The sequence below is a fragment of the Flavobacterium sp. T50_26 genome, assembly GCF_057652995.1.
Map to the genome: position 1 here is coordinate 76,150 of NZ_JBYFCC010000011.1, position 25,539 is coordinate 101,688.

Genomic DNA, 25,539 nt, shown 5'->3' on the forward strand with positions numbered 1-25,539 from the left:
ATACAACTAATTAATTTTATAACCTCCAAAAAAAAACAAAGTGGGATAACTTTCGTTATCCCACCCGCTTTAGTGTTAATTTGTTGGAAATTTAGTTTTGTTGTGACCAAAATCAAAAAAGATTTTGATGTAGTATTTTTGAACACAGAAAACTCACTGTTAAAATACCACTATACTTCCACGGCTATATCGTTTAGATTTTTATTAATGCTGGGGCATTTTGCTTCTGAAAAAAGTATTTGTTTACAAAAGCGATACGAAAATATAAAAATATTTTAATATTGTAACATTTTCATAAAATAAATTTAATGTTTTATAAAAAAAGGGCACAACTCAAAAAACACACAAATATTAATAGTAAAAAACAATATAGCCACGAATTACTCTAATTCATACCAATTAATTCGTGGCAATTAGTGAAATTCGTGGCTACTTTTTTATGAGTGAAATTTATCTCGTAAACAATAACTCTCTATATTTTGTCAACGTCCAAATTTCGTCGTCAACCAACAATTCTAGTTTATCGCAGTGTTCTCTAATGATTTCAAAGTATGGTTTTACTTTATCACAATACATTTCTGCCATTTTCTGAGCATCGGTTAAAGCATTTGCTTTTTTACGAGCTTCGGTCATTGCCTCTACATTTGAATTAATTCCTTCGATGTGTGCCGAAATTTCTTTGATTAATGAAATTTGTTCTTTGGCAATTTTCTCGAAATCTTTTCCGAAAATTTCTTTTAAACCACGAACGTTTTCAATTAATGTATTTTGGTAACGAATAGCGGTTGGAATTACGTGATTTCTAGCAATATCTCCTAAAACTCTTCCTTCAATTTGAATTTTTTTAGTGTATTCTTCCAATTCAATTTCGTAGCGAGCTTCTACTTCCACATGGTTCATCACATTCAAATCTTTGAATAAATCCAATGCTTTTTTAGAAACTTTTGCTTTCAAAGCTGCCGGAGTTGTTTTGAAATTGCTCAAACCGCGTTTTTTAGCTTCTTTTTCCCAAGCATCGCTATATCCGTCACCTTCAAAAAGAATATTTTTGGTCTCTTTGATATATTCTCTCAAGACGTTGAAAATTGCTTCGTCTTTCTTTAAATCTTTTTTCTCAATTAAAGCATCCACTTCTTTTTTGAATTCTTTTAATTGCTTTGCAACAATAGAATTCAATGTTGTCATCGCATTAGCACAATTTGCAGAAGAACCAACGGCTCTAAATTCAAATTTATTTCCTGTGAAAGCAAATGGAGAAGTTCTGTTTCTGTCTGTATTGTCTAACATTACATCCGGAATTTTACCTACTACATTTAACTTTAAATCTGTTTTTTCTTCCGGTGAAAGTTTTCCTTTGGAAACACCTTCTAAATTCTCCAATACTTTGGTTAATTGCTCTCCAATAAATACAGAAATAATTGCAGGTGGAGCTTCGTTAGCACCCAATCTGTGATCGTTACTAGCTGTAGCAATGGCAGCTCTTAACAATTCTTCATATTCATTAACGGCTTTAATGGTGTTAATGAAAAATGATAAAAATTGCAAGTTACTCATTGGCGTTTTACCTGGCGAAAGTAAGTTCACACCCGTATCTGTAGCCAATGACCAGTTATTGTGTTTTCCTGATCCGTTTACACCTTTGAATGGTTTTTCGTGGAAAAGTACTTTAAAATCGTGACGTTCACCCACTTTTGACATTACATCCATTAATAATGAATTGTGGTCAACCGCCAAATTGGTTTCTTCAAAAATTGGAGCTAACTCAAATTGGTTTGGAGCTACTTCGTTGTGACGTGTTTTTACCGGAATTCCCAATAACATACACTCTTCTTCCAGTTCTCTCATGTAAGCCAATGCTCTTGATGGAATTGATCCGAAATAATGATCGTCTAATTGTTGTCCTTTGGCAGATGTGTGTCCAAGCAACGTTCTTCCTGTTAACATTAAGTCAGGACGTGAGTTTGCTAAGGATGAATCTACTAAAAAATATTCTTGTTCCCAACCTAACGTTGCGGTTACTTTTTTAACGTTTTTATCGAAATATTTACACACTTCGGTTGCTGCTTCATCTACAGAATTTAAAGCTCTTAATAAAGGCGTTTTATAATCTAATGCTTCACCGGTGTACGAAATGAATACAGTAGGAATACACAAAGTCGTTCCAAAGATGAAAGCTGGAGATGTTGGATCCCAAGCAGTATATCCGCGAGCTTCGAATGTATTTCTGATTCCACCATTTGGGAAAGAAGAAGCATCCGGTTCTTGTTGAACTAATTGTCCGCCACCAAATTTTTCTACCGGATCTGAACCGTCATACGAAGTTTCGAAGAAAGCATCATGCTTTTCTGCAGTTGAACCCGTAAGTGGTTGAAACCAGTGTGTATAATGTGTTACACCTTTTGCCAACGCCCATTCTTTCATTCCAAGTGCGATGTAGTCGGCTAATTTTCTGTCAATTTTTGTTCCGTGTTGCACGGCATCTTTTACACCTTTGTAGGCATCGGCAGTTAGGTACTGTCGCATTGATTTGTCGTTGAATACATTGGATCCGAAAAGTTCAGATTTTCTGCCGGACTCTTCAAATTTTACAGGTTTTCTGCTTGATGCATCTTTTAATGCTTGAAAACGTAATGTTGACATAAAATTAATTTTTAAGGTTTAGTTTCTTATTTTATGGTGCAAATATATTTAAAAATTATTTTATTACAACATTACCCCTATTTTTTTAGGGGTTAAATCTATAAAAAGTAAAAATTATCGATTAATTGTGGGTAAATTTTGAGAGATTAGTAGTTTTAGATTAAAAAATGCTTTTGCCATAAAGAAAAAAGGCACGAAGCTTGTGAAAACTATTTTCTCACAGAAAGCACGAAAAACACAGAAAGAGATTTCTCCTTAGTCGGAATGACAAGATTGTGTGAAAGCGGTGACTGAAACCTCAAACTTGAAACTTGAAACTTGAAACCTGAAACTTGAAACTTGAAACTTAAAACCCGCAACCCGTAACTTTCATACTCGCAACTTTTAGCCCGGATAGTAGCGGAAACCCCGCAGGCCTAAAAGCTAATTTTTCTTGGCTTTTTGGGGCGACCAACGGAAGCCACGAAAAAGCCTTAGAAAAATAGCTTTTAGGCCGAGGAGTTGTAGCGGATAGCCGGAATAGCTTCTAAAAAAAATTAAGCAAATGTTAGATATACAAACAAAATATAACTTGCTAATAATATCACTCCGGCTTTTCGGTCAAGGTAACCTTTTTGTGGCATATAAACCAATGGCAACAAAATGAATGCAAAGCCAATCATCCAATAAATATCGAAAGTAAGCAGGCGATTATCTACTAATTTTATAGGATGAATGATGGCTGATAGTCCGAGTACGGAAAGTATGTTAAAGATGTTTGATCCTATAATGTTACCAATAGAAATCGAGCTTTCTTTTTTGATGGCTGCGATTAGCGATGCTGCAAGTTCGGGAATACTTGTTCCTACTGCAACAACAGTTACGGCGATTACTCTATCTGAAACTCCAAAAGCCTGAGCAACATTTACAGCTCCTTTGATTAAAAACTCTGAACCTCCGTAAAGAGCTGCTCCTCCAACAACAAGAAATCCAATGATTTTATACATTTCCATGGTTTCTTCGAGTGGTACTTCTATTTCTTCTTTACTTTTTTGTGATTTTACGAGGTAAACAACAAAAGCTATGATTAAGAAAAACAATACAAACCCTTCTATTCTGCTAATTTCTCCATCGTATAAAAGTATTCCAAAGAGAAGAAAAGAAGACAGCATCATGGCAGGCCAGTCGGTTTTGAAGAAAGATTCATCGACTTTCATTTTGCTGATAATCATCACCAATCCGAGAATCAGACCGATATTAGCAATGTTAGAACCAACAACATTTCCGAGAGCAATATCCGGAAAACCGGCCATAGCAGATTTGACACTTACAATTAATTCGGGAGCAGATGTGGCAAAAGACACAACTGTCATTCCGATTACGATTTTGGAAATATTGAGTCGAAGCGACATCCCGACTGCTGCTTTGAGCAACCAATCGCCACCAAAAACTAAAAGAACTAAACCTAAAATGATAAATAGAAAATCCATAACTGCTTTTATAAGAACTGCGAAAATAAGAAATTAAAACGCATAAAAAAAGGTCTTCGAAAAGACCTTTTAAAAATTTATTTAGAAATTACTTACGTTCACTGAATGGCTTTACATCAGCTTCGGTGAGTCCGTTTGCAAGCATTACTTGGTTATAGTCGCTATAATCCATTCTTCCTGAAAAATATCCCGGAATGATTACGATGCGGAACGTTTGATTGTCAAGATATTGCGGAGTTGTTTCCAAATCATATGTTCCATCGGCATAAATTGTAAAATCAACTCGACTGAAATCAAAATCATAATCCAATTCACCTTGGTTTAAAAAAAGTGTACGTGGAATTTGTTGCCAAATTGGGGTTGAAGAATCAATTGTTCCCGCCATTCTGTATATTAAAATTACATCCGAATTCAAAATTGGTGGAGTTAATTCTTGATAGATTGAATAGCCCAATTGACTGCTAAATCCAAAATTTATGTTTCTCAATTCAAACACTTCTGCTTCTGCACTAAAACCATCTCTACCAGGAGGTCCTTCCGGCCCTTCGCAACTTTGTAATGTTATCATCCCGATTAACACTAAAATGAATGTAAATTTTTTCATACGTCTATTTTTTAATGATTAATGATAGTTAGCACTATCCAATACTCATGCCAAAGTTATCTTTTTTGAACCATTTGCCCTAATTTTATTTTTATTACTTTTGAAAGATGAAAGAAAATCATACACTTTTTATGGTCATGTTAGGAGCTACTCCACCCGGAAGACTGACCGAACAACACGATATTTTTTTTGGAATTGGTAAGAATTTAAAAGAATTAATACCGGCTATGAATGCTTTTTGGCAAGAAGCAAAAGGCCAAATACACATTGATGCATGGCGAAAAGTATCTTTTGTTGATGATTTTAAAATTGAAATTGTATCACGTGAGGAAAATTTACTCAACCCCGAAAAATTATTTTTCATCAACTTGGGTGGTTATAAAGAAAATGAATTTGAAGAATTTCATTATAAAGTGTTAACCATAGCTCAAAACAAAGCCGAAGCCATCAAAAAAGCCAAAGCTACTTCGTTCTTCAAACATTGCGGTTTTAAAGGTGCTACGTCGCATATTGATGATAAATATGGTGTGGATGTAGATGATATTTATGAAATTGAAGATATTTTATCTCCACAATTTAAAGAGAAATTCAAATTGAAATTAACAAAAATAAATTCAGACCAAAAAGATGGTTTGGAAATTGGTTATCTAAAAATTGATAAATTAGCAAAAGATGAATACTAAACTTCTATTTCTATTTCTTTTGGTTTACGGAAAGCAATTCGGGCAAATTACGGATTCAAAAAACTTAATTGCCACTAATGAAAAACTTGAACTTTTGGAAGACGGTTATATTTTTACAGAAGGCCCGATTTCGGATAAAAACGGAAATGTGTTTTTTACTGATCAACCAAATAATCAAATTGTTCGTTGGGATGCAGAAACAGGCAAAACCTCTGTGTTTAGTTATGATTCCGGTAGGTCAAACGGTTTATATTTTGACAAAAAAGGAAACCTCATCGCGTGTGCAGACATGCATAATCAACTCTGGCAATTTGACAAAAAAGGGAAACATAAAGTGATTTATGAAGATAAAGTAAACGCTCATAACGGTCCGAATGATTTGTGGATTGATGCCAAAAATGGTATCTATTTTACTGATCCGTTGTATGTCCGGAATTATTGGGAAAGAGATTCCATCAGCAAAAGAACGGGCAATCACGTTTATTATCTTTCATCGGATAGAAAAAAAATTATCGCCGTTGATGAAAATTTAGTGCAACCGAATGGCATTGTTGGATCGGCGGATGGAAAAAAATTATATGTAGCAGATATTAACGATCAAAAAACGTATGTGTATACCATTCAACCTAATGGAACGTTGATGAATCGAAAAGTTTTTTGTGAAATGGGTTCGGATGGAATGACGGTTGATAGCGAAGGAAATGTTTACTTAACCGGAAACGGTGTGTCTGTTTTTAATAAAAATGGTTTTCCGGTGGCTCATATTCCTGTCCCCGAAAAATGGACAGCCAATGTTTGCTTTGGTGGAAAAAACAATGACCTCTTATTTATCACAGCGATGGATGCTGTGTATGGTTTAAAAATGAATGTAAAAGGAGTGACTTATGGGCAGAAATAATCCGAAAAATATCAAAATTCACAACGACAAATTGCACAAGGAGCAAGCCAAGAAGAAAGAAAAAGAAATGGCTAGAAAAGAGAAGTTGAAAGCCATTGTGCGGAAGTTTAATAGTGACGAAAATGAAACCACTAACTAATTAACTCATTGATATGAAAAATTTACTTTTGATTACTTTCGTATTTTTATCTATTTCTTATGGAATTGCCCAAGACAAGGTTGCGATAGAAAAAGAAGCCGCTGCCTTAGCTCAAGAACAATTGGATGGCTACAACAAACGAGATATCGAAGCATTTTTGAAACCTTACAGTGAAAATGTAAAAGTCTATGCTTTTCCCGATCAGCTTTTATATGAAGGAAAAGCAAAAATGCGAGAAGAATATACCCAAATGTTTAACCAATTGCCTGATTTGAATTGCAAATTGGTCAACCGAATTGTGTTGAACAACAAAGTCATCGACCACGAAGAAGTTGTTTTTATAAAATCGGAACCAAAATTGTATGCGATTGCGGTTTATACTATTTTGGATGGTAAGATTAGTGAGGTGAGGTTTATGCAGTAGAATAAAGTAACAAGAAAAATGAAAAATTTAGAAAGATATGGATATCTTATATTTGCAGTTTTTGTCATTTTTATGTTTGTCAAACCTGTAGTTTGTTTTTTAATTTTAGGTTTTTACATACTTTATTTAGTATCTGAATATAAGACCACAATTGATGAAATTGAACAAAATGGCATAACCGCAGAAGGAAAAATTATCAAATATTCTCGCGATGATGAAGGATATCAAATACCAATTATAAATTTTTCAACAAATAAAGGTGAAACCATTGAAAAGGAACCCCACTATTATTTTATAACTGACTTTCAGGTATTCAAATCATTTAAAAATTCTATTGGAAAAACAACTTTTGTTAAATATAACTCTAAAAACCCTGAACAATTTGTAATTGATGGAAAGTATAGTTTACACAGAACAACAATCATTATTATGATAGTAATTAGTTTAGTGTTGATCACTTTTGGTACATTATCAATTTTTGGACTTATATAGTGAACTTTTTAAAGCTTTTTACTAAAAAATAATAACTATTGAAATAAACTTAATTCCCCCACAACCTCACCCATAATTTCCCTAATAATTTCTTTGCCTGTGCCCTATTTTTATTCGGCAATTCCATCGCTTTAATTTCTCCATTTTCTTTAGTAATTTGATAACTAAACGAAAACTGTAAATCATTGGGTTCCGCATTCATCACCCCAAATCGCAAATCATTAAAAAGGAGTTGGTTTTCTTTTTGGGTGATGCAGTACCAACCTTCCGAAATTCGTTTTAATTGTTTGATAACCGCTTCATTTTCATATTCAGTAATCAATTCATTTTGTTTTGGAATAAATTGAAATTGAATCGGTTTAGTATCAAAAAAAGAATAATCGCCAATGTAATATCCGTTATCGACTTTAATATTGGTAGTCCATAAAATAATATTGAATGGCGATGGTTTTACGACAATTTCCTGGTAAGTAATATTGTCTTGCTCTAATTGTTTTTCAAATTTATTCGTCACAATCGATTGTACTAAAAGCGTGAGAAACAAATACGAAGTACTCACAATTAATCCAATTCTGTTCCAAAACATTCTTTTGGGGTCTTGTTTCTTTTTCTTCATTGAAAGAATGAGAGACACCAAAAAAGGCAATGTATATAAAGGATCAATCACAAAAATAGATTGCAATGAAAACCGTGTTTCGAGTGGCCAAAACAACTGCGTTCCCCACGTGGTGAACAAATCGAGTAATGAATGCGTTTGCAAAATAAGGAACGAAAACAGCGTTGCTTCTTTGAAATTTACTCCTTTTTTATGTTCCAGTTTTTGTAAAATCCATCCTAAAATGGGTGAAAGAAAAAGGAAAAATAAAGTGGAATGACTAAAACCGCGGTGAATTTCGGTGGCGGTTAACGGGTCTAAAAACTTTCCGTAAAGCACATCCAAATCCGGCATCGTTCCGATGATGGCTCCGTAAAGAATGGCTTTGTTACCAATCTTCTTGCCGAGCACTTGATTGCCCACTGCGGCACCGAGAACGATTTGACTGAGTGAATCCATTAATTCATTTTTCCTTCAAAATAACCTGAAATAATTTTTATTTCTTCCTCTACAAAAGGATTTACAGCCTGGATATTTTGAAAATCCAATCGGTATTCATCTTCACCCAAGGCTGTTACTTGAACTGTATATCCTGCTAAACTATAAACGGTATCCCCTTTTACATAAGATCCATTTGCAAATAACATTTCACCAATAACGCCTATTCCAAAATCGTAAACGCCATTTGGAGCACTACTTGAAGTTTGTGGATAATTAATTTTGAATTGAATTGCTTCATAATTAGAACTACCAAATGCACCTTTTGTTAATGTAAAATTCAAAGCTGATTCGCCAGGCATATTTGCTGTAGCAGAAGAAACAGTTGCTGTTGTAGGCACAAATTGAACACCATCTACACTAATGTTAGACTCAAAAGTTGGTGCTGAGTCATCGGATGATTCGCAGCTTATAAACAGTAGAGCTGTAAACAAAATAAGAATAAAATTTTTCATGCTTTTTTTTGTAAAAGTAAGATTTTAAAGTAAAAAATAAAAGTCACAAATAGTTAAAAACAAAACTGATAATTATACAACAAAATCAAATAATCTTATAACATGAAGATTAAATTATATTCGACCTTTATAACTATAATTTTAAATTTATTTATAATGGAAAAGTCTAATTCAACCCTCAATAGTACAATCGAAGTTAATAACATCAAATTATCTTATAATGATGTTGGAATTGGGAAAATACCCGTTGTGTTTTTACACGGTTTTCCTTTTAATAAATCGATGTGGGACAATCAATTAAAAACTTTTGAAGCATCGCACCGTTTTATATCGGTGGATTTTAGAAGTTTTGGTCAATCGACCAATGATGATTCGGCGTTGAGTATGGATGTATTGGGCGATGACTTGATTGGTTTTTTGAATGCGTTAAAGTTGCAACGAGTGATTATTTGCGGACTTTCGATGGGTGGATTTGTGGCGTTGAATGCGATTACACGTTATCCCGAGCGGTTTGCCGCTTTGATTTTATGTGACACGAATTGTGTTGCCGACAAGCCTGAACAAAAAGAAAAACGCTACAAAACCATTGAAGAAATTGAGCAAAACGGAACGTCGAAATTTGCGGCTACGTTTTTGGATTCTGTGTTTGCGGATGACACCTATTCTTCGGATAAAGAATTAGTTAAAAAAATAAATGCGGACATTTTGGCAAATACACCCGAAGTAATAATTAACGGTTTGAAAGCGTTGGCTACCCGTAGCGAAACGTGTTCTAAATTGGGAGAAATTGCTGTTCCTACGTTGATTATTTGTGGTCGTGAAGATGAAGTAACACCGTTAGAACAATCAGAATTTATGAATAAACACATTAAAGATTCAACGTTGAAAGTGATTAATAATGCAGGGCACTTGTCGAATATGGAGCAACCGCAAGACTTTAACGCAGAGCTTTTAGAGTTTTTGTCTTCGGAACCGATTATCACGATGGTGAATTCTATTAAAGAACCGAATGCGAATTTGTTTGTGTAGGTTGATTGGTTAGCGTTCTTGCTTTTTATATATAACCCCTTTATTAAGTTTTATAGCTTGGTTAAGGGGTTTTTACTATCATCTTAGCATAGAGCATTAAGCTTTAGTTGAGATAACCTAAATAAAGAGTGACTAAGAGTTCTTTGCCCTATTCTTTTATTTAGCGATTACTGAAAGGAAACACAGTGTAAAGTTTAATTTAAGAAGACTTTAGTTGAAGGGCAATTGAGGATCTAGAAAATCTGTCACGATTGATGCTTTATTCATACACTATCCATACACTATCTATACTTGATCCATACTTGATCTATACAGTTGAACCGTCCTTGACCCGTCCTAAAATAACTATACAAATTAATAAATAAATCCTATAATAGTTATACAAATATAATTCTTAATCCTACAACTACTATACAACTGTTTTTTCATAATTAAAACTTCTATTATAATTCTTCCATCGTTTGTTTAATTTCTCTGATTTCAAATGAGCTTGGTTAGGGGTTAAATAATCACAACTTGCATGAGGTCTTAATTCATTATAAGACTTAATACTTTTACTTACTTGATATCCTGTTTGGTCAATGACCCGTCCTAAAATAACTATACAAATTGTCTCATACTAGTTTTAGTTTACAGTTTTAGATTAATACTGTTTTTAGTTTACTAAAGTTTTTTGTATTTTAGTAAACAAATAAAACTCAATTCCAATTGAGCATAAAACTATCAAAGCAGTTATATATGCTCAATAAAGTATATAATAACTGAGTATATAAACAAGTTATAGCCAATGTTAAAATGACGACAACGAGAAACATATTGACACTTTTTATAGGACTGACTTTTATGGCTTGTAACAATTCAGCGACAGACAGCAAAAGTATTTCGATACCTTCAGACACAATTAAAACAGTTTCGGTGGACAGTCTGATAATGGACAAAAATGAAGTTCCCAGAGACAAAATAAAAACTGAAATAGTAGTAAAGAACAAAGCCGACTATTCCGAAAATTTTATTCAAGGACTTAGAGAACTTGGTTATGAAAAATTTGTGCTTAAAGACAGTTTGCTTTTAATCAACGGCAAAGACACTGCATATTTTCCTGAGACACCTAAAATTGGAAAGCACATAGTTCTAACAGGCAGAAAAGGTAATCTTGCAATTGCATTGACAGTAAAACGCATTAATTACACGACCGTTGACTATATAATTGAAATGGTTGAATTCGGCAAGTCAAGCCACAATCAAAGCGGACAAGCAGACATAATTTCAAGTTTCTTTTTAGGAGCAGAATCAGACGAAAGTGAAAAAACAGGAAACGGGTATTTTGTAACTGAGTATACTGAATACAAAGACAAGGACTGTTACACTTTCATTCGACTTGGTTACGAAGAAGAAACTGGACTAAACTTGTTAGGTAAGCTTAAGAAGAATTGCAACGGAAAAATTATGGACATTGACCTTGACAACTTTACGACACTTATCGAAAAATGAGAAGAAACACTGGCTATAACAGCACATTTTAAATGACTACAGAAACGAACATAAGCAGACCGACATTTTTGACAATATCTATATTGACAATAATTCTGTGTGGACTTTTGACACTTGTGAACTTGGGAGAATTTTACTTGATTGGAATTTTAAACAACACAGACGGTTATCCATTTGGCGGAGAAGGTCCGAAACCTTACTACTACAAGACAGCCAGACTTTACTCAACAGTAAATCTCATTTGGGGACTAACTTTCCTTACGACACTTTTCCTTACTATTCTGACAACTACCAAAGGACAACGAAAAAATGCATTTTGGTTTTTAGGCTTGACTGTTTTACTCATACTCGGACAATTTTTACACGGACAAATTGGAACTTAGCAAAATGTTTATAATCGAAGACGAAATACACGCAGAACCACAGAAAGGAGAATATAAAAAATTTGAAGACGCTATCTCTGAACTTAAAAAAAGAGCGACAATCCCGTGGGACGAAAAACCAAATCGTTGTCCTTGCACAAATTGGAAAGACTGTGAAAGAAACTATCAAATAATTGAATACAACACAACAAAATCACCTTGGAAAGAACTACAACGCAGGGACATTATGACAATATCAGCAAAAGGAGTAAAATGGACAGAAGAGAAATAAAAACGTGCTATAACAGCACCTACCCAAAAGTGGCGGTTCAATGGTTAAATCAAGCATTGTGCTTCTATCAAAGTTTGTGCTTGGTTGACAGTGAAGTGCTTCGAAATCGCCACCTTCGGGTAGCTGCAAAACGTTATAGGCTATGTGGGACGACCAAATCTCAAGAACTAAAGACAAACATAAATTGACAAAAAATGAATACAAACTTTAAAGACGCAATGTCAAAACGAACTGATGAAGAGCTAATTAAAATCGTTACGATAGACAGAAACAAATATCAACCTTTGGCTATTGAAGCTGCTGAACAAGAAATTAAAAATCGCAACATTGACACGTCTAAAATTGTGGAAGTAAAAGCTGACCTGACAGCTAAGATTGTAAAACAAAAGGAGTTTGACTCTAAAAAAGTGAGTTCTTTGACAAGGTTTATACATTTGATTGTTGACACAATTGCTTTCATAATTGTAATGATCATTTTTGCCTTTATATTTGGACTTTTCATTAATCCGACAGACGAAAGTTTAATAGCAATTTTGGGCTACTTGATACTTGCGGCAAGCTTTTTTGGCTATTATGTCTTTATGGAAACTAAATATCAAAAGACAATTGGGAAGTTTATTACCAAAACAAAAGTTATAAATAAAAATGGTACAAAACCAGAACTTGGGGATATTGTGAGAAGAACATTTTGCCGACTTATTCCATTTGACCGAATTTCATTTCTGTTTACAAAAAATGGATTTCATGACAGACTTTCGGACACGACAATTGTTAAAGATTAAAATAAAGGAAGACAAACAAACATAGCCTATAACACAGGTTTTGCAAGATTGCGGGTTTTGGGCTTAATTTAAAGTTGGTTTTATACTTTCAAAGTCAGTTAAAAAAACCGAAAGTTTAGAATTCTTTAACCGCCACTACTGCAAGCGGCAAAACGTTAACAACACTATTATAAATAATATATTATGAAAATTCAATTCAAAATACTTTTTACTTTTATACTTTTTTTAATTAATTTCTCCTCGAGAGCACAAGAAACCGAAAATTTTGAGAAACTTATTGTAAACAATTGGCTGTTAAAGTCATTTGAAGTAAATGGACAAATTTTCCCGCCAAAAGAAAAAAATAAAAACGATCGAATGGTATTCTATTCAGATAAGAGTGCCGAATCAATCAGTTCCGATAAAGTCCAAAAAGGAACTTGGTCTTACGACAAAAATTCTCAAGTAATAAAAGTTATAGATAATAATAGTAAATTTGATATGCGACTCAAATTAATAAGTATTACAAGTTCTGAATGCGTCCTAGAACTAGAGAATCCGGAAGGTACTTTTGTAAGATTGCATATGATTGCTACAAAATAAAACCTACTTCTACACCCGCAAATGCGAGCGTCATGCTGGTATGCACAAACATGATTAAGTATTTTCATCTTTGCACAGCGATTTAAACTTTAGTAGCGATAAACTAATCGAGATTTACTAAGAGCGTTTCTTTGCCCTATTCTTTATTTAGCCATTAACCGCTCTAAATAAGCGACCTTATCTTGCTCTGCTTTTAACAAGCGTTCATACAACTTTTCTTTTTCTTCAAAGAGAGCAATGACTTTGTCTAAAGGGTTGAAAGTGCAACCATAATTGACAGCAGAAGAATTGTCAACATTATATGTGTTTCCAATTATATTTAATACCGCTTCTTCACTAAAGTTCTTGATACCTTCGACTGTTACTTCTAATGCATCGGCTACTTTTTGTAAAACAGTTTCCTCAACTGTTTCACTATTTTCAATATTACTCACGGTTTGTTGGCTTACACCAATTGCGATGGCCAACGCCTCTTGCTTCATGCCGCGTAGTTCTCTAATCTTACTTATTTTTCGCCCAATGTGGCCTGTTTTTTCTGCTGTGTTCATGGTATAAATGTACTAAAAATATAAACAAATTGGTCTTGGTAAACTACCATAATTATTGGTACAGTACTACGCCTCTTTACTCACCAATTCACGTGCATTCAAAAATAATAAAAGGCGTTCTAACAAAAATACAAATTTTACTTAATGGTTTATTTAAAATGTCAAATAGTTTTTACATAATAGCTGTTGGGGTATTTTTTGTAGTTGGCGAAACTTTCCTTTGGTGTTTTAAGAGTTCTAAAAGATGTAACCTCTTTATTGGGTTTTATGACTTTGTAAAGGGGTTTTGGTTTCTAGAAATTTTTTGGAGAAATGTTAAAGTGGGGAAATTTTTAGTATTTTAGTGGAGAATAAGATACAATTAGAATTGAACATACCACTATTTATGTAATTATATATCCTTAATAAAACTTATAATAAATGAGTCTATTTATAAGTTTGTTTAATAACTAACATGATCTAAATGAATGAGAAAAACATAGAGCAAATAGCTGAAGATCACGATGCTCGATCAAAATTTATTTATAATTTTTTGAGAAAAGAAAAATTCAGTCCAAAAAATGACATTGCAATTCCTAAGGTAATAATGCAATATTGGCACTCTTTAAAAGAGATACCAAAGGATGTTTTAGAATGTATCGATAGCTGGAAAATTTTAGTAAATAAAGGATTTAGGTTTGATTTCTTCGATGACGAATCAGCTAAGTGTTTTATAACAAAACATTTAGATAAAGAACATCTAAACTCATATTTAAAATGCCATCATCCGGCAATGAGATGTGATTATTTTAGATTATGTTACTTATATGTTTGTGGTGGATTTTATGTTGATGCTGACGAACTGCTTTTAAATACTGAAATTGATTTCCTATTTGATAATAATAACATTAAAATTCAACCTTTATGTTATTCCTTAAAAGAAGAAAAAATGGTTGATAATAAAGATTTCTTACGAGATCTATTTGACGAAACTAACATTTATTACTTCAATAACAATCCTATCATATCACCACCAAATCATATTTTAATTGCTATTGCTCTTAAAAGAGCAACTGATAAGTTAATTAGTGAAGAGAATATTTTTAATATTCAGGAAACTACAGGGCCTGGAAACCTGAGTGCATCCTTGACAAATTATCTCATAAACGAAGGAAGTGATGTAGAGTATATTGAGGACTGGAATTCTATATCAACAAGTGTCTGGTCATTAAATTATCGAAATGATAATCGAAATTGGAGACTTTATAAAGGAAATGAACAGAAATGGTTTGAGGAATAAGTAATTATGAATATAATAACTGGTAATCGTAACTTTCTATTTTTAAAATATAAGTTAAATAAATTAATAAGATTTTTAATAAAACAGGAAAAACTAAAGACATTTGGTGATGGTGAAGATAAAATAAATAAGATTTTTGTTATCAATCTTGACAGGCAAAAGGGAAGATGGAAGCTAATTCAAGAAGAACTTATGAAAATAAAGGTTCAGAATAAAAACAACCTTCTAAATTTTACAGAAAGATTCTCAGCTATTGATGCGAAAAGCCAATCAATAAGGACAACTAAAGTTAACCCTTCTTATAAATTAGAAGATCAATATTTTGTAGATCCAAATCCCGAATTATTAAATATTATTCGAGAAAAAGAAATAAAAATTGACCTCACAAAGCAAGAAATCGCTGTCGCGTTATCTCATCTCTCTATTTGGAATAAAATTATTGACGAAAATATTCATAACGGACTTATTTTGGAGGATGATGTTTATTTTGAAAACAAATTCTCAAGTAAATTAAACTCATTATGGAAAGAAATTGTTGAATCTAAAATTGATTTTGACATTATTTATATTTCGTTTAAGAAAGTTGACCATAAGCCCGACATAAAACAAATATCCAATAATCTTTCCATACCTAATAGAGGCATTTGGTGGTTTTCAGGATATATTTTATCTAATAAAGGAGCAATAAAGCTCGGAGAAAAACTACCAATAACTGGACCTGTTGACCTCTGGATTAATCATAAATTTAACGATCTTGAAGTTTATATATGTAATGAATCAATAATTAATCAAAAACTTTTTGTAGCCTCAGATAATAATTATTCAATACTTCCAATACTGTCGCAAATAGGTATAAAATCTAATAAAACATTTATTGATTTAGATAAATTGAAAGGTCGTAATCCTGTTTTTATATTTGATTTAAGTCAAAATAAATCAAATCTTTTCAAACTTGAAATACTTTTAAGTTTAAATAGCTATCGCACTCACTATATGAAATTTAACAGAGAGTTAGATCATATTACAAACTTGATTGATAAAAAAGAAGCACTACTATTTGATGCCTACATTGGGTTTAATTCATTAATTGAAATAATACCCTCTTTAATAGGATTTTATCCAAATGTTATAATAATTTTTCTTTCAAAGAATAATGATTCAGTCCCACAAGACTGCTCTTCATATATTAATAAAAATATATTTTGTATTGATCCTAAAAAAAATATTACTAAAGAGGTTTCTAAGTTACTTAAAATCCAAAATTGGAATCTTGATAGTAATGATATACTAAAAATAAATACCGAACTTAATGAAGTAGTAATAGAAACAAGTATTTCTAATAATTACAAATATTTGGAACATGATGTTAATCCGTGGGTTTTACCTATTGAAAACATAAAAAAGTACTTGCCATATGATTTTAATAAAAATGAAATAATATCAATTGCTCAACGCGTTGAAAATAGAATAGATTACTTTGAAGAATTTGACTCTAATTTTTGGGACATTTTAGAAGATACTTTTCCATCGAATCAATCTCAATTTAATAAAGAAAATTTCAGTCTATCTATTGGACTAGAATCTGGATTTCAATTAAAAATAACAAATAGTGCTCAAGGAGACAAAAATTATTCATCTTCATCAATCGTTTCTAAACAAAAATATATACATGGTAGTTTTGAAATTTCAATGAAGCCTATAAAAGGAGAAGGTATTATTTCTGCTTTTTTCTTGCATAGAAATGATCCTTGGCAAGAAATAGATATTGAGTTTTTAGGAAACGATACAACTAAAATATTATTAAATGTTTATTATAATCCTGGTATTATAAACACTAAATATAATTATGGAGTAAGAGGCACTCCTATATTAATTGATTTAGGTTTTGATGCTTCTGAAGATTTTCACGATTATAGGATAGAGTGGGAATATCATGAGATTAGATGGTATGTTGATAACAGAGTTATCCATGTTAGAAAAACATGGATGCCAACACCTATTCCAAATCTTCCTATGGCAGTTTATGTAAATTCATGGATTACTAATTCAGAAGAGTTAGCAGGAAAATTTGAAGAAAGTGTACTACCCAAAACTTCATTCATTAGATATATTAAAATATATAATTTTGACTATATAAAAAACTAATTACCAGATACAGGATCTAGCACACTACTCTTCGATGATCTCCCCACCTGGAAGCAAATAATCATTTCTCAATTAAAAAAAGAACAGCCCAAGTCTTTACAAGCGTAATCATCACGTTCATCCACCCAAACAAAATCACTATTTTCTACAATGGAAAAAGAGAATCAAACTTTAGTTAATTTATACTTCACGGGTGCGAATTTGTTTGTGTAGGTTTATTGGTTAACGTTCTTACTTTTTAAATATAACCCCTTTATTGAGTTTTATGACTTGGTGAAGGGGTTTTGGTTTTTAGAATTTTTTTGAAGGAATGTTAAAGTGGGAGAATTTTGTGTATTTTAGTGGGGAAATTAGTTCTATAGTTGTATTTATAATTAAGTGAAATACTTAAATGTATGACTGGAAAAATAAGCATATAAATAAGTTGGTTGTAAGCTTATCAAATATTTAAGTAAACAAAAGAAATGTAAGAAAATTACAATATGAGTGAAAATTTTATAACAGATATTTACGTCGAAAATTCGATAAATATTAAAGATTTAAGTATTTCCCTTGCAAAAGATCATTGTCAACATTTAATTATCACTGGGAAAAATGGAAGTGGAAAAACAAGTCTCTTACTAGAAATAAATAAATTTCTATCGCAATTAGAAAGTCCGATTTCGCAAACTGTCGTAGCTGCCTTTGATCGAATTGAAAACATAGAAAATCAGTTAAAAGACTCAAATCTTACACAAACTGAAAAAGATAATTTAAATAGACTCTTAGGTCTCCAAAAAATACAAATTAAAAATTCAGGAGGAACACGACTGTTTTTCTCAAACAATATTCGAGAACTACATTCAACTATAAAAAAAGGCGAATTTCTGCTTGCATTCTTTGATTCAAAAAGGCATACAGATTTAAGTATACCGAAAGGTATAAACAAAATTGAACTCAAGAAAAAATACAATTTGAAAGAAAAAGCAAATACAAATTTCATTCAATATATAGTTAATCTTAAAGCAGATCGCTCTTTTGCTAGAGATGATAACGAAATTGATGTTGTGCAAGAAATTGATAATTGGTTTATTCGTTTAGAAGAACGTTTAAAATTAATATTCGATGTGGATTCATTAGAATTACGTTTTAACAGAAAGTCTTATAATTTTGATATTTTCATAAATGACAGCCAGTCATTTAATTTTAATACATTATCTGATGGATATTCTGCAATTATTAGTATTGTCACTGAACTAATTCTTAGAATGGAGGCACATAATCGAAAATCATACGATTTAGAAGGTATTGTTATAATCGACGAGATTGAGACGCATTTACATGTTGATTTACAAAAAAAGATTTTACCATTTCTTACTGACTTCTTTCCTAAAATTCAATTCATTGTTACTACACATTCTCCTTTTGTTTTATCTTCTTTGTCGAATACTACAATATGTGATTTAGAAACAAGGATTGTTACTACAGATTTATCAGGTTATTCATATGATGCATTGCTTGAAAGTTATTTTAAAACTGACAAATATTCAGAAGAAATAAAAAGTAAAATAATCGAATTTGATAAATTGACTTCGCTAAAGGAAAAAACAGCAGAACAATTAGAGCAAATAAGAAATTTAAGAAATTATTTTGCCCATACACCTAAGTATCTCGCTACCGAACTTTTGGTTAAACTGCAACAAATTGAGTTAAATGAATTGAATGATAAAAAGTAATCATATATGGTATATTTTGAAAAATCCCAGCCAGCACCTGATTGCTTGGAAATAGAAAAAACAAAAGCTAATGGTGATTATAAGTGTTCAAATGTTCTTGAAAGAATAAAAGACGATTTCAAAAACAAATGTTATATCTGTGAATACAAAGAACCTATAACAATAAATATTGAACATTTTAGACCTCACGAAGGTAACGTGAATTTAAAATTCGATTGGAATAATTTGTTTTGGTCTTGTAGTCATTGCAATAACACTAAATTGGCAAATTTTCAAAACATTCTAAACTGTACTGATAATAAAGATGATGTAGAAAATAAATTGAAGTATGTATTTAAGCCGTTTCCTTACGAACAGGTACAAATTATAGAGTTAGATAATTCTCCTGAAACAATTATGACAAGAGATTTGCTTACGGCAGTTTATAATGGCACCACAAAACTGAAGACTATCGAATCTGCAAACTTAAGAAACAAGATGTTAGAGGAAATAATGGATTTTCAAAAACAACTTTGTGAATATTTTCGGGATACAAATTCTGCAGAAGATAAAGAATATTTTTTAATAAAAATTCGTGGACACTTAAATCGTGGTTCAAATTTTACAGCATTTAAACGATGGATAATTATTGAAAATCAAAAATTAAAAGATGAATTTGAAAAATACTTTGACTAAAAAGCTGGCAAATTACCTTTGAAGAAAACCCAAAAAATAAACTTAAAAAATAAATTTTAAAGTAAAATGGACGAACTCATTTCACCGAAATATCAAATGCAACTTGTAAATTCTGTTCAGGAAAAGATTTGGGAAGAGTTCAAATCATATAAAAATGTTTCATTTTATATAAAAAAATGGCATAGAAGTTCAGAAGGTTATAATTTTAATGATAATTGGGAAAATTTTATAATTCACCTGGATGATAATGGTAATATAGATTTATCATCCACTTTACATTCAGTAAGTGGTAGTGACTTGCTTAAAATTGCAATAGATTTAGGTTTAGATACCCCAGATTTCATACCAGCTATACCACAATTTAAAAATGAAATTAAAGAACAATATGAAAATGTTTATGATACATTTTTGAAATCTATAAAAAACATTGAAAATGACCCAAGTTTAGCAATTGGCTTAGCAAATTCCGCATTTGAAAGCTTAATCAAAGAAATCCTTAAAGATGAACGAATCAATTCTAAATTAAAAGGGAACGAAACTCTTTTTAAATTAATTCAATCAATAATTAATGAATTTAAACTAAATAGTGAAGATTTTCCACTAGAAGCGAGAACAATTTGTACATCACTTATTTCAATTAGCCAATCTATTGAAAAATTAAGAAGCGAAAAAACTATTTTTCATGGAAAAACTAAGGAAGATTTGTTAATTGAAGATTCTATTTATGTTTACTTAACAATAAACTCATTTACAACTGTAGGTCTATTTTTGAATTCATACTATAACAAAAAATTTCCAAAACTAAAAGTAGAAAACATTGATGAAACGGAAGATTTGCCTTTCTAAGCTTGTGAAATAGTCGTGCTCGTACCTGATAAACCTAAAAAAGGACAACTCTCGTCGTCCTTTAAAATCATATACATAAAACCTACATATTCCTTCTATACTGCCCACCCACTTCAAACAACGAACTCGTAATTTGACCTAATGAACAATATTTGGTGGCTTCCATCAAACGTTCAAAAATGTTTTGGTTGTTGATGGCGGCTTCTTGTAAGCTGTTTAATTGTTCGTTTACTTTTTGCTCGTGCAATTGGTGTAAGGTTTCCAAGGTTTTAATTTGAAATTGTTTCTCTTCTTCGGTAGCACGAATTACTTCTGCCGGAATCACCGTTGGCGAACCTTTTGAACTTAAAAACGTATTCACCCCAATGATTGGGAAATCGCCATTGTGTTTTAAGGTTTCATAATACAACGATTCTTCTTGAATTTTAGAACGTTGGTACATCGTTTCCATTGCACCTAACACACCACCACGTTCTGTGATTCGGTCGAATTCCTGTAAAACAGCATCTTCCACTAAATCGGTTAATTCTTCAATGATAAACGAACCTTGAATCGGGTTTTCGTTTTTGGCTAAACCTAATTCTTTGTTGATAATCAACTGAATCGCCATCGCACGACGCACCGATTCTTCAGTTGGTGTGGTAATGGCTTCGTCATACGCATTCGTGTGCAACGAGTTACAGTTGTCGTAAATCGCATACAACGCTTGCAAAGTCGTACGGATGTCATTGAAATCAATTTCTTGAGCATGCAATGAACGTCCCGAGGTTTGAATGTGGTATTTCAACATCTGAGCTCTTTCGTTGGCTCCGTATTTATTTTTTAAAGCTTTTGCCCAAATTTTTCTTGCCACACGACCAATCACGGCATATTCCGGATCGATTCCGTTCGAGAAAAAGAAGGATAAATTGGGACCGAAATCGTTGATGTTCATGCCACGACTCAAATAATATTCCACGTAAGTGAAACCATTGGCCAACGTGAACGCTAATTGCGTGATTGGGTTTGCTCCTGCTTCTGCAATGTGATAACCCGAAATGGAAACCGAATAGAAATTACGCACATTCTTTTGAATGAAATATTCCTGCACGTCGCCCATCAAACGGAGAGCGAATTCGGTGGAGAAAATACAGGTGTTTTGGGCTTGATCTTCTTTTAAAATATCGGCTTGAACAGTTCCGCGAACTTGTGCTAAGGTTTTAATTTTAATGTCTTGGTACACGTCTTGCGGTAGCACTTGGTCTCCGGTTACGCCTAATAACATCAACCCTAAACCGTTGTTTCCTTTGGGAAGTTCGCCGTTGTAGGTTGGACGAACGAAACCATTTTTCTTGTAGATTTCGTTGATTTTTTCTTCAACCTCAACTTGTAAATTATTTTCAATGATGTATTTTTCACAATTCTGATCGATGGCGGCATTCATAAAAAAGCCAAGCAACATCGGAGCCGGACCGTTGATTGTCATACTCACAGAAGTTAACGGATGACTTAAATCGAAACCGGAATATAATTTTTTGGCATCGTCTAAACAACAAATGGAAACCCCAGCATTACCAATTTTTCCGTAAATATCCGGACGTAAATCAGGATCGTTTCCGTATAATGTTACCGAGTCAAACGCCGTTGATAAACGTTTGGCGGGTAAACCTGCACTCACGTAGTGAAAACGTTTGTTGGTTCGCTCCGGTCCACCTTCTCCGGCAAACATTCGCGATGGATCTTCGCCTTCTCGTTTGAAGGGATAAAGTCCTGATGCAAATGGAAATTCGCCGGGAACATTTTCTTGTAAATTCCACTTTAATATATCGCCCCACGCTTGGTATTTTGGCAATGCTACTTTTGGTATTTGCGAATGCGAAAGCGATTCGGTATGTGTTTGAATTTTGATTTCTTTGTCGCGAACTTTGAACGAATAAATCAGGTTTTTGTATTTGTTTACTTTTTCGTCCCACGTTAAAATGATTTCCCAATTGAATGGGTCGAGGTTCATTTTTACGCGGTCGAATTCTTTTGCTAGTAAACTTAAAAATTCTTTGTTGGTAGTTGATTCAGCGTTTTGAAGTTGTTCTTCGTTGATTCCGAATTTGGTTAAACCCAATTTGTTGATATGACCAACCGATTCGATGGTTTTATAAATTCCGTATAATTTTTGTGCGACTTCCACTTGCGATAAAACTGTTTCGTCATATTTGCGGTTATTCTCTGAAATTTCAGAAAGATAACGGGTTCTGTGTGGCGGAATGACGAAGATTTTCTCGCTCATTTCACGTGTGATTTCGAACGTAGATTGTAAATCAGCTTCTGTTTTTTCGACGATTTTGTCCATCACTTTTTTGTAAAGTGTGTTCATTCCCGGATCATTGAATTGCGAAGCAATTGTTCCGAAAACGGGTAGTGAATCTAAATCGGCATCCCAAAGGTTGTGATTGCGTTGGTATTGTTTTTTTACATCGCGAAGAGCATCGAGCGAACCTCTTTTGTCAAATTTGTTGATGGCAACTAAATCGGCAAAATCAAGCATATCGATTTTTTCGAGTTGGGTTGCGGCACCGAATTCAGGAGTCATTACATAAAGAGAAACATCCGAATGTTCGATGATTTCAGTATCACTTTGACCAATTCCAGAAGTTTCCAGAATGATTATGTCGTATTTGGCAGCCTTCAATACTTGAATGGCTTCGGCAACATATTTTGATAAGGCTAAATTGGATTGACGAGTAGCCAACGAACGCATATAAACGCGAGGATTATTGATGGCGTTCATTCGGATTCTGTCGCCCAACAAAGCACCGCCCGTTTTTCTTTTAGATGGATCGACGGATATTAATCCGATTGTTTTTTCAGGGAAGTCGATTAGAAAACGACGAACTAATTCATCTACTAAGGATGATTTTCCTGCTCCACCTGTTCCGGTGATTCCGAGAACGGGAATTTTTGAGGATTCATTTTCTTTGTGAATAGTGTCTAACGTTTCTTTGGCAATATCCGGAAAATTCTCTGCAGCAGAAATTACGCGAGCAATGGAACGTGGATTTTTTTTGTATAATTCTTTGGCTTCGCCGTTCAAATTATCGCCAATTGGGTAATCGGATTGTTGGACTAAATCGTTGATCATTCCTTGTAAGCCCATCGCACGACCGTCATCAGGTGAATAAATTCGAGTGATTCCGTAGTCATGAAGGTCTTTAATTTCTTCAGGAAGGATTACGCCTCCTCCACCGCCAAATATTTTGATATGACCGGCTCCTTTTTCTTTGAGCAAATCGTGCATGTATTTGAAATATTCGTTGTGACCGCCTTGGTAGGATGTCATGGCAATTGCATTGGCATCTTCTTGAATAGCAGTGTTTACGACTTCTTCAACGCTTCTGTCGTGGCCAAGGTGAATGACTTCCACGCCTGTGGCTTGAATGATGCGTCGCATGATGTTGATGGCTGCATCGTGTCCGTCAAAAAGTGATGCGGCAGTTACAATTCTTACTTTATTTTTAGGAATATAAGGAGTTGCTTGTTCCATTGATAAAAAAATGATGTTTTTGAGGGTGCAATTTACGGAATTAATAAAAATAATTTAGTTTTTTTTTGGTTGTCGGTTGTCGGTTGTTGGTTGTCAGTTTTAGGATTGGGTAATTTTGGAGATAGAATTTGAAATTTTTGACGAGATTGCTTAGCCAGTTCGCTATCGCTCGTGTCCTCCTGCGTCGGAATGACAAGATTGCGGGAAATTGCGAGTGAAAACTTTTTTTCTCACGGAAAACACGGAAAGCACAGAAATGAGATTGCTTCGCCAGTTCGCTATCGCTCGTGTCCTCCTGCGTCGGAATGACAAGATTGCGGGAACGTGACTTAAAACTGAAACTCACAACTCGTAACCTTTTAACCCGAAACCTTTCAACCCGCAACCCGCAACTTTTCACCCCGCAACTTCCTAGCCCCGATTGAAATGGAAAGCCTTGAGCAGGATTGTTGTATTTTTTTCTTGGCGAAAAAGAGCGACCTTGGGAGCTACTTTTTTGCCTTAGAAAAAAACAACAAGACAAACAAGCTTGGAATGGAAAGCGGGAATAGCTTCTTAAAAAAAACTTAGTGCGAATGGAAAAGGCATGCTATTTGCTTACTTTTGGGATATAAATTTATTCTAATATGAAAAAAACGATTTTATTTTTGTGTGCCTTTACATTTTTTAGCTGTGCAGAAATGCAACAAATTGCAGCTCAACTTCCTCAAACAGGCGGTATGCTTGGTAATGCTGATATTGCCAGTGGATTGAAGGAAGCCTTGAACAACGGAATTGACAAACAGGTTTCGAAATTGACTAAAACAGATGGATTTTTTAAGAACGAAGCCGTTAAAATTTTGCTTCCGGATGAGTTGAAAATGGTGGATTCGCGTTTACGAGCGATTGGTTTATCGAGTTTGGCTGATGAAGGTTTGAAAGTGTTGAACCGTGCTGCGGAAGATGCTGTGAAAGAAGCGACTCCGATTTTTGTGGATGCGGTGAAACAAATGACATTTAACGATGCGAAGAATATTTTGATGGGAAATCAGACGGCGGCGACTTCCTATTTGCAGAATTCGACTTCGACGGCGTTGTATGGAAAATTTAATCCGGTGATTAAAAATTCGTTTAGTAAAGTGGGTGCGGATAAGGTTTGGAAAGAAATCATTACCAAATACAATTCGATTCCGTTAGTGAAAAAAGTGAATCCTGATTTGACGGATTATACGACCACAAAAGCAATGGAAGGTGTTTTTAAAATGGTGGCTGTGGAAGAAAAAGAGATTAGAACAAATTTGAGTGCGAGAAGTTCTGATTTGTTGAAGAGGGTTTTTGCGATGCAGGATAACAAATAGAAGTTTCAGGTTTCAAGTTTCAGGTTTCAAGTTTCAGGTTTG

General features: G+C 33.4%; 24 protein-coding genes. 17 read left to right on the forward strand and 7 right to left on the reverse strand.

Features of this window, described 5'->3' with window-relative positions:
* Positions 1 to 450: 450 nt before the first annotated feature.
* From AC23MC_RS08380 to AC23MC_RS08390, 3 genes are all read right to left on the reverse strand, one after another.
* Complete coding sequence (locus AC23MC_RS08380; RefSeq protein WP_487567926.1) at positions 451 to 2,640, reverse strand: glutamine synthetase III family protein; 2,190 nt, start codon at positions 2,638 to 2,640, stop codon at positions 451 to 453.
* Between the two features lie 536 nt (positions 2,641 to 3,176).
* Positions 3,177 to 4,109 (reverse strand): calcium/sodium antiporter, encoded by a 933-nt coding sequence (locus AC23MC_RS08385; RefSeq protein WP_487567925.1) that lies wholly within the window; start codon positions 4,107 to 4,109, stop codon positions 3,177 to 3,179.
* A gap of 88 nt (positions 4,110 to 4,197) precedes the next feature.
* Entirely contained in the window at positions 4,198 to 4,713 is a 516-nt protein-coding gene (locus tag AC23MC_RS08390; protein WP_487567924.1) for a hypothetical protein, read from the reverse strand.
* 107 nt (positions 4,714 to 4,820) lie between these two features.
* Between AC23MC_RS08390 and AC23MC_RS08395 the strand changes: the two genes are divergently transcribed.
* From AC23MC_RS08395 to AC23MC_RS08415, 5 genes are read left to right on the forward strand one after another with little or no spacing between them, the layout of a single operon-like run.
* Positions 4,821 to 5,396, forward strand: coding sequence for a DUF1543 domain-containing protein (locus AC23MC_RS08395; protein ID WP_487567923.1), 576 nt, complete (start codon positions 4,821 to 4,823; stop codon positions 5,394 to 5,396).
* Positions 5,386 to 6,294: an SMP-30/gluconolactonase/LRE family protein gene (locus tag AC23MC_RS08400; protein WP_487567922.1), complete on the forward strand. Its 909-nt coding sequence runs from the start codon at positions 5,386 to 5,388 to the stop codon at positions 6,292 to 6,294. The genes AC23MC_RS08395 and AC23MC_RS08400 overlap by 11 nt, the downstream gene beginning before the upstream one ends.
* A complete protein-coding gene (locus AC23MC_RS08405; protein ID WP_291119858.1) occupies positions 6,281 to 6,433 on the forward strand; it encodes a hypothetical protein in 153 nt (50 codons plus the stop codon). The genes AC23MC_RS08400 and AC23MC_RS08405 overlap by 14 nt, the downstream gene beginning before the upstream one ends.
* 13 nt (positions 6,434 to 6,446) lie before the next feature.
* A complete protein-coding gene (locus tag AC23MC_RS08410; protein WP_487567921.1) occupies positions 6,447 to 6,857 on the forward strand; it encodes a nuclear transport factor 2 family protein in 411 nt (136 codons plus the stop codon).
* A gap of 18 nt (positions 6,858 to 6,875) precedes the next feature.
* Positions 6,876 to 7,349 (forward strand): hypothetical protein, encoded by a 474-nt coding sequence (locus AC23MC_RS08415; protein ID WP_487567920.1) that lies wholly within the window; start codon positions 6,876 to 6,878, stop codon positions 7,347 to 7,349.
* Positions 7,350 to 7,398: 49 nt separating this feature from the next.
* On the opposite strand, the gene AC23MC_RS08420 is transcribed toward AC23MC_RS08415, so the two are convergent.
* Positions 7,399 to 8,403, reverse strand: a complete 1,005-nt coding sequence (locus AC23MC_RS08420; RefSeq protein ID WP_487567919.1) for a metal-dependent hydrolase — start codon at positions 8,401 to 8,403, stop codon at positions 7,399 to 7,401.
* Complete coding sequence (locus AC23MC_RS08425; RefSeq protein ID WP_487567918.1) at positions 8,403 to 8,897, reverse strand: hypothetical protein; 495 nt, start codon at positions 8,895 to 8,897, stop codon at positions 8,403 to 8,405. The genes AC23MC_RS08420 and AC23MC_RS08425 overlap by 1 nt, the downstream gene beginning before the upstream one ends.
* A 156-nt stretch (positions 8,898 to 9,053) precedes the next feature.
* Here AC23MC_RS08425 and AC23MC_RS08430 point away from each other — a divergent pair, with 156 nt between their 5' ends.
* The 6 genes from AC23MC_RS08430 to AC23MC_RS08455 all read left to right on the forward strand — a co-directional run bounded on the left by AC23MC_RS08430 (position 9,054) and on the right by AC23MC_RS08455 (position 13,435).
* Complete coding sequence (locus AC23MC_RS08430) at positions 9,054 to 9,926, forward strand: alpha/beta fold hydrolase (RefSeq protein WP_487567917.1); 873 nt, start codon at positions 9,054 to 9,056, stop codon at positions 9,924 to 9,926.
* A gap of 795 nt (positions 9,927 to 10,721) precedes the next feature.
* Positions 10,722 to 11,417 (forward strand): hypothetical protein, encoded by a 696-nt coding sequence (locus AC23MC_RS08435; RefSeq protein WP_487567916.1) that lies wholly within the window; start codon positions 10,722 to 10,724, stop codon positions 11,415 to 11,417.
* A 122-nt stretch (positions 11,418 to 11,539) separates the two neighbouring features.
* Positions 11,540 to 11,800, forward strand: coding sequence for a hypothetical protein (locus AC23MC_RS08440; RefSeq protein ID WP_487567915.1), 261 nt, complete (start codon positions 11,540 to 11,542; stop codon positions 11,798 to 11,800).
* 4 nt (positions 11,801 to 11,804) lie between these two features.
* Complete coding sequence (locus AC23MC_RS08445; RefSeq protein ID WP_487567914.1) at positions 11,805 to 12,071, forward strand: hypothetical protein; 267 nt, start codon at positions 11,805 to 11,807, stop codon at positions 12,069 to 12,071.
* Between the two features lie 194 nt (positions 12,072 to 12,265).
* A complete protein-coding gene (locus AC23MC_RS08450; RefSeq protein ID WP_487567913.1) occupies positions 12,266 to 12,853 on the forward strand; it encodes an RDD family protein in 588 nt (195 codons plus the stop codon).
* A gap of 183 nt (positions 12,854 to 13,036) precedes the next feature.
* Entirely contained in the window at positions 13,037 to 13,435 is a 399-nt protein-coding gene (locus AC23MC_RS08455; protein WP_487567912.1) for a hypothetical protein, read from the forward strand.
* A gap of 143 nt (positions 13,436 to 13,578) precedes the next feature.
* Here the strand turns inward: AC23MC_RS08455 and AC23MC_RS08460 are convergent, their stop codons facing one another.
* Positions 13,579 to 13,983, reverse strand: a complete 405-nt coding sequence (locus AC23MC_RS08460; protein ID WP_487567911.1) for a helix-turn-helix domain-containing protein — start codon at positions 13,981 to 13,983, stop codon at positions 13,579 to 13,581.
* Between the two features lie 463 nt (positions 13,984 to 14,446).
* Between AC23MC_RS08460 and AC23MC_RS08465 the strand changes: the two genes are divergently transcribed.
* The 5 genes from AC23MC_RS08465 to AC23MC_RS08485 all read left to right on the forward strand — a co-directional run bounded on the left by AC23MC_RS08465 (position 14,447) and on the right by AC23MC_RS08485 (position 20,643).
* On the forward strand, positions 14,447 to 15,262 hold the full coding sequence (locus AC23MC_RS08465) for a glycosyltransferase family 32 protein (RefSeq protein ID WP_487567910.1): 816 nt from the start codon (positions 14,447 to 14,449) through the stop codon (positions 15,260 to 15,262).
* A gap of 6 nt (positions 15,263 to 15,268) precedes the next feature.
* On the forward strand, positions 15,269 to 17,407 hold the full coding sequence (locus tag AC23MC_RS08470) for a family 16 glycosylhydrolase (RefSeq protein WP_487567909.1): 2,139 nt from the start codon (positions 15,269 to 15,271) through the stop codon (positions 17,405 to 17,407).
* A 482-nt stretch (positions 17,408 to 17,889) separates the two neighbouring features.
* Positions 17,890 to 19,122 (forward strand): AAA family ATPase, encoded by a 1,233-nt coding sequence (locus tag AC23MC_RS08475; RefSeq protein WP_487567908.1) that lies wholly within the window; start codon positions 17,890 to 17,892, stop codon positions 19,120 to 19,122.
* A gap of 6 nt (positions 19,123 to 19,128) precedes the next feature.
* Complete coding sequence (locus AC23MC_RS08480; protein ID WP_487567907.1) at positions 19,129 to 19,797, forward strand: HNH endonuclease; 669 nt, start codon at positions 19,129 to 19,131, stop codon at positions 19,795 to 19,797.
* Positions 19,798 to 19,863: 66 nt separating this feature from the next.
* Entirely contained in the window at positions 19,864 to 20,643 is a 780-nt protein-coding gene (locus tag AC23MC_RS08485; RefSeq protein WP_487567906.1) for an abortive infection family protein, read from the forward strand.
* An 82-nt stretch (positions 20,644 to 20,725) separates the two neighbouring features.
* Here the strand turns inward: AC23MC_RS08485 and AC23MC_RS08490 are convergent, their stop codons facing one another.
* Positions 20,726 to 24,160: a methylmalonyl-CoA mutase family protein gene (locus tag AC23MC_RS08490; RefSeq protein ID WP_487567905.1), complete on the reverse strand. Its 3,435-nt coding sequence runs from the start codon at positions 24,158 to 24,160 to the stop codon at positions 20,726 to 20,728.
* Between the two features lie 626 nt (positions 24,161 to 24,786).
* Between AC23MC_RS08490 and AC23MC_RS08495 the strand changes: the two genes are divergently transcribed.
* Positions 24,787 to 25,497: a DUF4197 domain-containing protein gene (locus tag AC23MC_RS08495; protein WP_487567904.1), complete on the forward strand. Its 711-nt coding sequence runs from the start codon at positions 24,787 to 24,789 to the stop codon at positions 25,495 to 25,497.
* Positions 25,498 to 25,539: the final 42 nt, after the last annotated feature.